The sequence below is a fragment of the Falsiroseomonas oleicola genome, from assembly GCF_019029495.1.
Taxonomy (GTDB): Bacteria; Pseudomonadota; Alphaproteobacteria; order Acetobacterales; family Acetobacteraceae; genus Falsiroseomonas; species Falsiroseomonas oleicola.
Window position 1 is genome coordinate 1,432,135 of record NZ_JAERQM010000001.1, and the last position, 6,725, is coordinate 1,438,859.

Annotated in this window: 7 protein-coding genes; all 7 read left to right on the forward strand. The window is 68.3% G+C overall.

The genetic code is table 11. The features are described 5' to 3' along the window. The first annotated feature begins 39 nt into the window (after positions 1-39). The 7 genes from JJQ90_RS06895 to JJQ90_RS06925 are packed head-to-tail and all read left to right on the forward strand — an operon-like array spanning position 40 to position 6,693. Positions 40-786, forward strand: coding sequence for an ABC transporter ATP-binding protein (locus JJQ90_RS06895; RefSeq protein WP_216873688.1), 747 nt, complete (start codon positions 40-42; stop codon positions 784-786). Beyond that, positions 786-1,487, forward strand: coding sequence for an ABC transporter ATP-binding protein (locus tag JJQ90_RS06900; protein WP_216873689.1), 702 nt, complete (start codon positions 786-788; stop codon positions 1,485-1,487). Before JJQ90_RS06895 ends, JJQ90_RS06900 begins: the two co-directional genes overlap by 1 nt. A gap of 16 nt (positions 1,488-1,503) precedes the next feature. Beyond that, entirely contained in the window at positions 1,504-2,700 is a 1,197-nt protein-coding gene (locus tag JJQ90_RS06905; RefSeq protein ID WP_216873690.1) for a Tm-1-like ATP-binding domain-containing protein, read from the forward strand. A 2-nt stretch (positions 2,701-2,702) separates the two neighbouring features. Continuing rightward, positions 2,703-3,533, forward strand: a complete 831-nt coding sequence (locus JJQ90_RS06910) for a phosphoenolpyruvate hydrolase family protein (protein WP_216873691.1) — start codon at positions 2,703-2,705, stop codon at positions 3,531-3,533. Between the two features lie 33 nt (positions 3,534-3,566). Next, on the forward strand, positions 3,567-4,493 hold the full coding sequence (locus JJQ90_RS27705) for an SRPBCC family protein (protein ID WP_216873692.1): 927 nt from the start codon (positions 3,567-3,569) through the stop codon (positions 4,491-4,493). Then, positions 4,490-5,548: a sugar phosphate isomerase/epimerase family protein gene (locus JJQ90_RS06920; protein WP_216873693.1), complete on the forward strand. Its 1,059-nt coding sequence runs from the start codon at positions 4,490-4,492 to the stop codon at positions 5,546-5,548. The genes JJQ90_RS27705 and JJQ90_RS06920 overlap by 4 nt, the downstream gene beginning before the upstream one ends. After that, positions 5,545-6,693 carry a Gfo/Idh/MocA family protein gene (locus JJQ90_RS06925; RefSeq protein WP_216873694.1) on the forward strand — a complete coding sequence of 383 codons (1,149 nt, stop codon included), beginning with the start codon at positions 5,545-5,547 and terminating at the stop codon, positions 6,691-6,693. Before JJQ90_RS06920 ends, JJQ90_RS06925 begins: the two co-directional genes overlap by 4 nt. Positions 6,694-6,725: the final 32 nt, after the last annotated feature.

Consider the following 6,725-nt stretch of genomic DNA (forward strand, 5'->3'; position numbering starts at 1 on the left):
GCCGCGTGCCGGCCCCGCCTTATCGCCGCACGGGAGACCATGACCCAACCCGCCCTTCGCCTTGCCGGCGTCAGCCGCCGCTTCGGTGCCTTGCAGGCCGTGCGTGATGTCAGCTTCGACGTCATGCCCGGGGAGCGACGCGCCGTGCTGGGGCCGAACGGTGCCGGCAAGACCACGCTGTTCAACACGATCTGCGGCGACTACCCGCCGACCGCCGGCAGCATCGCGCTGTTCGGCGAGGACATCACCGGGCTGCGCCCGCATCGGCGCACACGGATGGGTATCGGCCGCACCTACCAGACCTCGCTGCTGTTCAACGGGCTGACGGTGCTGGACAATCTGTTCATCGCGGTGCGCGGCCTGCGACCCAACCGCTTCTCCTTCCTGCGTCCCGCCCGCGGCGATGCCGGCCTGGCCAAGGCGCGGGAGCTGGCGGAGCGCATGCGCCTCAGCCATCTGCTCGGGACGGAGGTGCTGAACCTCAGCCACGGCCAGCGCCGGCAATTGGAGGTCGGCATGGCGCTGGCCGGCGATCCGCGCCTGCTGATGCTGGATGAGCCGGCCGCCGGCCTGTCCCCCGGCGACCGGCCGGAACTGCTGCGCCTGCTGCGCGAATTGCCGCGCACGCTGACGCTGGTGCTGATCGAGCACGACATGGATATCGCCTTGCCCGCCGCGGATATCGTGACCGTGATGAAGGATGGCGAGGTGGTGGTGGAGGCAACGCCCGACCGCATCGCGCAGGACCCAGTGGTGCAGGCCATCTATCTCGGCGGTGGGCACTGATGCTGGAGATCCGCGACCTGCATGTCCGCTTTGGCCAGGCGCATATCCTGCAAGGGGTTTCGCTGTCCGTCGGCGCGCGGCCCATGGCCATCGTCGGCCGCAACGGCATGGGCAAGACCACGCTGTGCCAGGCGGTGATGGGCCTCGTCGCGGTGCGGGAGGGTGAGATTGCCCTGGAGGGCGCGGCGCTCAACGGCCTGCCGCCCTTCCGCATCGCCCGGCGCGGCATCGCGCTGGTACCGCAGGGCCGGCGCACCTTTCCCTCGCTGACGGTGGATGAGCATCTGCGCCTGGTGGCGCGGCGCGGCGCGCGCTGGTCGCCGGAGCGCGTCTACGAAACCTTCCCGCGCCTCGCCGAGCGTCGCCGCAATGGCGGCACGGAACTCTCGGGCGGCGAGCAGCAGATGCTCGCCATCGCGCGTGCGCTGCTGATGGACCCGAAGCTCGTCATCATGGACGAGCCCAGTGAGGGTCTGGCGCCGGTGATCGTGGACCACCTCATCACCGTGCTGCGTGGCCTGTCTGCAGAAGGCATGGGCCTGCTGCTGATCGAGCAGAACCTGCGCGTCGCGACCGAGGTGGCGGAGGAGGTGGCGATCATGGTCACCGGCCGCATCGCCGCGCGCATGCCGGCGCGGGAACTGGCGGAGAATCCGGAACTCCAGCGCCGCTACCTCGGCGTGGCGACTGGTGGGCATTGAAGGCAGGGAGCGCGCGATGGCGAAGGTCTATGTCGTCGGCACCATGGACACCAAGGGCGAGGAACTGCGCTTCGCCGCCGATTGCGTGCGGCGCGCTGGCGCGGTGCCGGTGCTGGTGGATGTCGGAACCCGTGATGCGGGGCAGGGCGCCGATGTGACGGCGATGGACATCGCGGGGAAGCATCCGGATGGCGTTGGCGCCGTGCTCGGCCTGGATGATCGTGGCAAGGCGGTGACAGGCATGGCGGAGGCGCTGTCGCGCTGGCTGGCCGCGCGTGACGATATCGGCGCCGTGCTGGGGCTGGGTGGCTCCGGCAATACCGCGCTGGTCACGCAGGCGATGCGGGACCTGCCGATCGGCACGCCGAAGCTGATGGTCAGCACCGTGGCCTCGGGCAATGTCGCGGCCTATGTCGGGCCGACCGATCTGGCGATGATGTATTCCGTGGTGGATGTCGCCGGCCTCAACGGCATCTCGCGCCGCGTCATCGCCAATGCCGCGCATGCCGTGGCTGGCATGGCGCTGAACACGCCGCCCGCCGCGACTGCCGCGGAGAAGCAGGGCCTTGGCCTGTCGATGTTCGGCGTGACCACCGCCTGCATCACCATGCTGCGGGAAACGCTGGATGCGGACTACGAATGCTACGTCTTCCACGCCACCGGCGCCGGCGGCCGCAGCATGGAGAAGCTGGCGGATTCCGGCCTGGTCGCCGCGCTGCTCGACCTCACCACCACGGAGGTGCCGGACTTCCTGGTGGGCGGTGTCTTTCCCTGCGATGCCGACCGCTTCGGCGCGCCGATCCGCACGCGGCTGCCCTATGTCGGCAGCGTCGGTGCGGTGGACATGGTGAATTTCGGCGCCAGGGAGACGGTTCCGGCAAAGTTCACTGGACGCAATCTCTACGTCCACAATCCGCAGGTAACGCTGATGCGCACGACGCCGGAGGAGAATGGGGCGATAGGGCGCTTCATCGTGGATCGGCTGAACCGCATGGACGGGCCGGTGCGCTTCCTGCTGCCGCTCGGCGGCGTCTCGGCCATCGACGTACCGGGCATGCCCTTCCACGATCCCGCGGCCGATGCCGCGCTGTTCGAGACCATCCGTTCCGGCTTCCAGCCAGCGCCGAACCGCAAGCTCATCGAGGTGCCGGCCGCGATCAACGACCGCGCCTTCGTGGACGCCACCCTCGCCGCCTTCCGGGAGATTGCCTGACCATGCCGCGCTTCACGCGACGCGAATTGCTCGACCGCTTCAACGCCATGGTGGCGCGCCGGGAGCCGATCATCGGCGGCGGCGCCGGCACCGGGCTGTCCGCGAAATGCGAGGAGGATGGCGGGATCGACCTCATCGTCATCTACAATTCCGGCCGCTACCGCATGGCGGGCCGTGGCTCACTGGCCGGCATGCTCGCCTATGGCAATGCCAATGACATCGTGAAGGAGATGGCGCGGGAGGTGCTGCCCGTGGTGCAGCGCACGCCGGTGATCGCAGGTGTCAACGGGACTGATCCCTTCGCGATCATGGACCACCTGCTGGATGAGTTGAAGGCGCTCGGCTTCGCCGGCGTGCAGAACTTCCCGACCGTCGGCCTCATCGACGGCGTGTTCCGCGCGAACCTCGAAGAGACGGGCATGGGCTTCGGGCATGAGATCGACATGATCCGCATGGCCCATGCGAAGGACATGCTGACCACGCCCTATGTCTTCAATGCCGAGGAGGCGGCGGAGATGGCGAAGGCCGGTGCCGATATCCTGGTGCCCCACCTCGGCCTGACCACGGGCGGCGCGATCGGCGCGCAGACCGCGCTGAAGCTGGAGGACTGCCCGAAGCTGATCGACGAATGGGCAGCAGCGGCGCGGCGCGTGCGACCGGACATCATCGTGCTGTGCCATGGCGGGCCGATCGCGACGCCGGAGGATGCGGCCTATGTCCTGCGCAACACCACGAACATCAACGGCTTCTACGGCGCCTCCTCGATGGAGCGGCTGCCGACCGAACAGGCGCTGACCGCGCGCACCCGCGAGTTCAAATCCATCGGCTTCTGAATCGGCCCGCTCAACACGCAAGGGAGCATCGCCATGGCCCGCGCCTATGCCTCCACCATCCTGGATGCGCCCGTCGAGGCGGTGTGGGATGTGGTCCGCGACTTCAACGGCCTGCCCAGTTGGAACCCGGCCATCGCGCGATCCGAGATCGAGGATGGGTTGGACTCCGACGTCGTCGGCTGCGTGCGCCGCTTCTGGCTGCGCGACGGTCCCATGGTGCGGGAGCGGCTGCTGAGCCTGTCGGACCGCGACTACAGCTTCACCTATAATTTCGAGACACCGGCCTTCCCGGTGAAGAACTACGTCGCACGCATGCAGCTCATGCCCGTCACCGACGGCAACCGCACCTTCGCGGAATGGGAGGCGGTGTTCGATGAGGCGCCGGAGGATGCGGGCAAGTACGTCGAGATCATCTCGAAGGGCGTCTTCCAGGGCGGCTGGGATGCGCTGAAGCCGGTTGTCGCGGGACGCGCCGCGCCGTCGGGCACGAAACGCTGGGCCGGCTTCCCGCCGAACAAGGTGTGGTGCAGCACGGTGCTGGACGGGTCGGCGGATGCGGTGTGGCAGGTGATCCGCGACTTCGCTGGCATGGGCGACTGGCACGATGCTATCACGCAGATGCACATGATCGACGGTGCGCGCAGCGACAAGGTGTCGGGCACGCGCGACTTCCGGTTCGACACGAACCATCTGAACGAGAAGCTGCTGCACCTGGACGATACGGGGCGCAGCTTTTCGTACTTCATCACCAAATGCGACACGCCCTGGATGCATTATGTCAGCGGCGCGCGGCTGTGGCCGGTGACGGATGGCGATCGCTGCTTCGGCAGTTGGACCGGCGACTGGCTGGCCTCGCCGCAGGATGACCTGGAACTGATCCCCTTCGCGACGAACGAGGTCTATCTCAAGGCCTTCCGCACGGTGGGGGCGCGTTTCCTGAAGGGGGCAAGCGGACGATGAAAACCATCAAGGGCCCCGCGATCTTCCTCGCGCAGTTCGCCGGCGATGCCGCGCCCTTCGACAGCCTGCGCGGCATGGCGAACTGGGCGGCCGGGCATGGCTACAAGGGCGTGCAGATCCCGAGCTGGGATGCACGCCTCATCGACCTGAAGCGTGCGGCGGAAAGCCAGGACTACTGCGACGCGCTGCGCGGCACCTTGGCCGAATCCGGCCTGGTGGTCACGGAGCTGTCGACGCATCTCCAGGGCCAGCTCGTCGCCGTGCATCCGGCCTACGACCTGGCCTTCGACGGCTTTGCGCCCGCCGCGGTGCATGGCAATCCGACAGCGCGCCAGGCCTGGGCCGTCGAGCAGATGAAACTCGCGGCGCGTGCCTCGCAACGCCTGGGCCTGACCGCGCATGCCAGCTTCTCCGGCGCGCTGGCCTGGCCCTATGCCTATCCCTGGCCACAGCGCCCGGCCGGCCTGATCGAGACCGCCTTCGACGAACTCGCACGACGCTGGCGCCCGATCCTCGACGCCTTCGACGAAGCCGGCGTCGATGTCTGCTACGAGATCCATCCTGGCGAGGACCTCTTCGACGGCACGACCTTCGAGATGTTCCTGGAGCGCCTGGGCAACCATCCGCGCTGCAACATCCTGTACGATCCCAGCCACTTCGTTCTGCAGCAATTGGACTATCTGGCCTTCATCGATATCTACCGCGATCGCATCCGCGCCTTCCACGCGAAGGATGCGGAGTTCAATCCCTCCGGCCGCCAGGGTGTCTATTCGGGCTATGCACCCTGGGCGCAGCGCGCCGGCCGCTTCCGCTCGCTCGGCGACGGGCAGGTGGATTTCGCCGCGGTCTTCTCGAAGCTGAGCCAATACGGCTTCGACGGATGGGCCGTGCTGGAATGGGAGTGCTGCATCAAGGACAGCGAGCAAGGCGCGGCGGAAGGCGCGCCCTTCATCGCCCAGCACATCATCCAGGTGGCGTCGCGCGCCTTCGACGATTTCGCGGCGAGCGGCGTGGATGATGCGGCGAACCGCCGCATGCTGGGGCTTTCGCGATGAGGCGGCGTCTGCGCCTCGGCATGGTGGGCGGCGGGCAGGGCGCCTTCATCGGTGCGGTGCACCGCATCGCAGCCCGGCTCGATGACCGTTACGAACTGGTCGCCGGCGCCTTTTCCTCCGATGCCGCGCGCGCGCGGGCCAGCGCGGCTGAATTGCATGTCGCGCCGGACCGCGCCTATGCGACCTGGCAGGAGATGGCGGCCCAGGAATCCGCACGGCCGGATGGTGTGGAGGTGGTGGCGATCGTCACGCCGAACCACCTGCATGCCGGACCGGCCATCGCCTTCCTCGAAGCCGGCATCCACGTGATCTGCGACAAGCCTTTGTGCCACACGATGGAGGCGGCGGAGGCCGTGGCGCGTGCCGCCGCGGCCAGCAGCGCGCGCCTGGCGCTGACGCACAACTACACCGGCTATCCGCTGGTGCGGCAGGCGCGCGCGATGGTGGCGCAGGGCGCCCTCGGCAAGGTTCGCGTGGTGCAGGTGGAATATGCGCAGGATTGGCTGACCGAGGCGCTGGAAGAGACAGGGCAGAAACAGGCGGCCTGGCGCACCGATCCGGCGCGCAGCGGCGCGGCGGGCAGCGTCGGCGATATCGGCACCCACGCCTTCAATCTGGCGGAATTCGTCACCGGGCTGCGGGTGGAAAGCCTGGCGGCGCAGTTGACCGCTTTCGTGCCGGGCCGGCGGCTCGATGACAATGCGCAGATGCTGCTGCGCTTCGCTGGTGGCGCGCAGGGCATGCTGTGGTGCAGCCAGGTGGCGCCGGGCAATGAGAATGCGCTGCGGCTGCGGATCTTTGGCGAGGCCGGCGGGCTGGAATGGGCGCAGGAACAGCCGAATCTGCTGCTGCACACGCCCTTCGGCGAGCCGCCACGCATGATCCGCCGTGGTGGCGCAGGCGCCAGCGCGGAAGCTGCGCAGGCGACGCGCATCCCCTCCGGCCACCCGGAGGGCTATCTGGAGGCCTTCGCGCAGATCTATCGCGATTTTGCCGATCAGATCGCAGCGGCCCCGGCGGGACAGCCCGGAGTTGCCAGGAGCGCGCCGGTGCCGGGGATTGAGGATGGGTTGCGCGGCATGCGCTTCATTGCTGCCGCTGTGGCTTCGAGCCGGCTCGGCGCGACATGGGTTCCGCTGGGATGATGCGCGCGAGAATGACGGCGTGGCGCGCAGAG

What these genes read in the sequence shown, in the direction of transcription:
- JJQ90_RS06920 (WP_216873693.1), top strand. Translation starts at nt 4,490, where the DNA reads ATGAAAACCATCAAGGGCCCCGCGATCTTCCTCGCGCAGTTCGCCGGC.
- JJQ90_RS27705 (WP_216873692.1), top strand. Translation starts at nt 3,567, where the DNA reads ATGGCCCGCGCCTATGCCTCCACCATCCTGGATGCGCCCGTCGAGGCG.
- JJQ90_RS06895 (WP_216873688.1), top strand. Translation starts at nt 40, where the DNA reads ATGACCCAACCCGCCCTTCGCCTTGCCGGCGTCAGCCGCCGCTTCGGT.
- JJQ90_RS06905 (WP_216873690.1), top strand. Translation starts at nt 1,504, where the DNA reads ATGGCGAAGGTCTATGTCGTCGGCACCATGGACACCAAGGGCGAGGAA.
- JJQ90_RS06925 (WP_216873694.1), top strand. Translation starts at nt 5,545, where the DNA reads ATGAGGCGGCGTCTGCGCCTCGGCATGGTGGGCGGCGGGCAGGGCGCC.
- JJQ90_RS06900 (WP_216873689.1), top strand. Translation starts at nt 786, where the DNA reads ATGCTGGAGATCCGCGACCTGCATGTCCGCTTTGGCCAGGCGCATATC.
- JJQ90_RS06910 (WP_216873691.1), top strand. Translation starts at nt 2,703, where the DNA reads ATGCCGCGCTTCACGCGACGCGAATTGCTCGACCGCTTCAACGCCATG.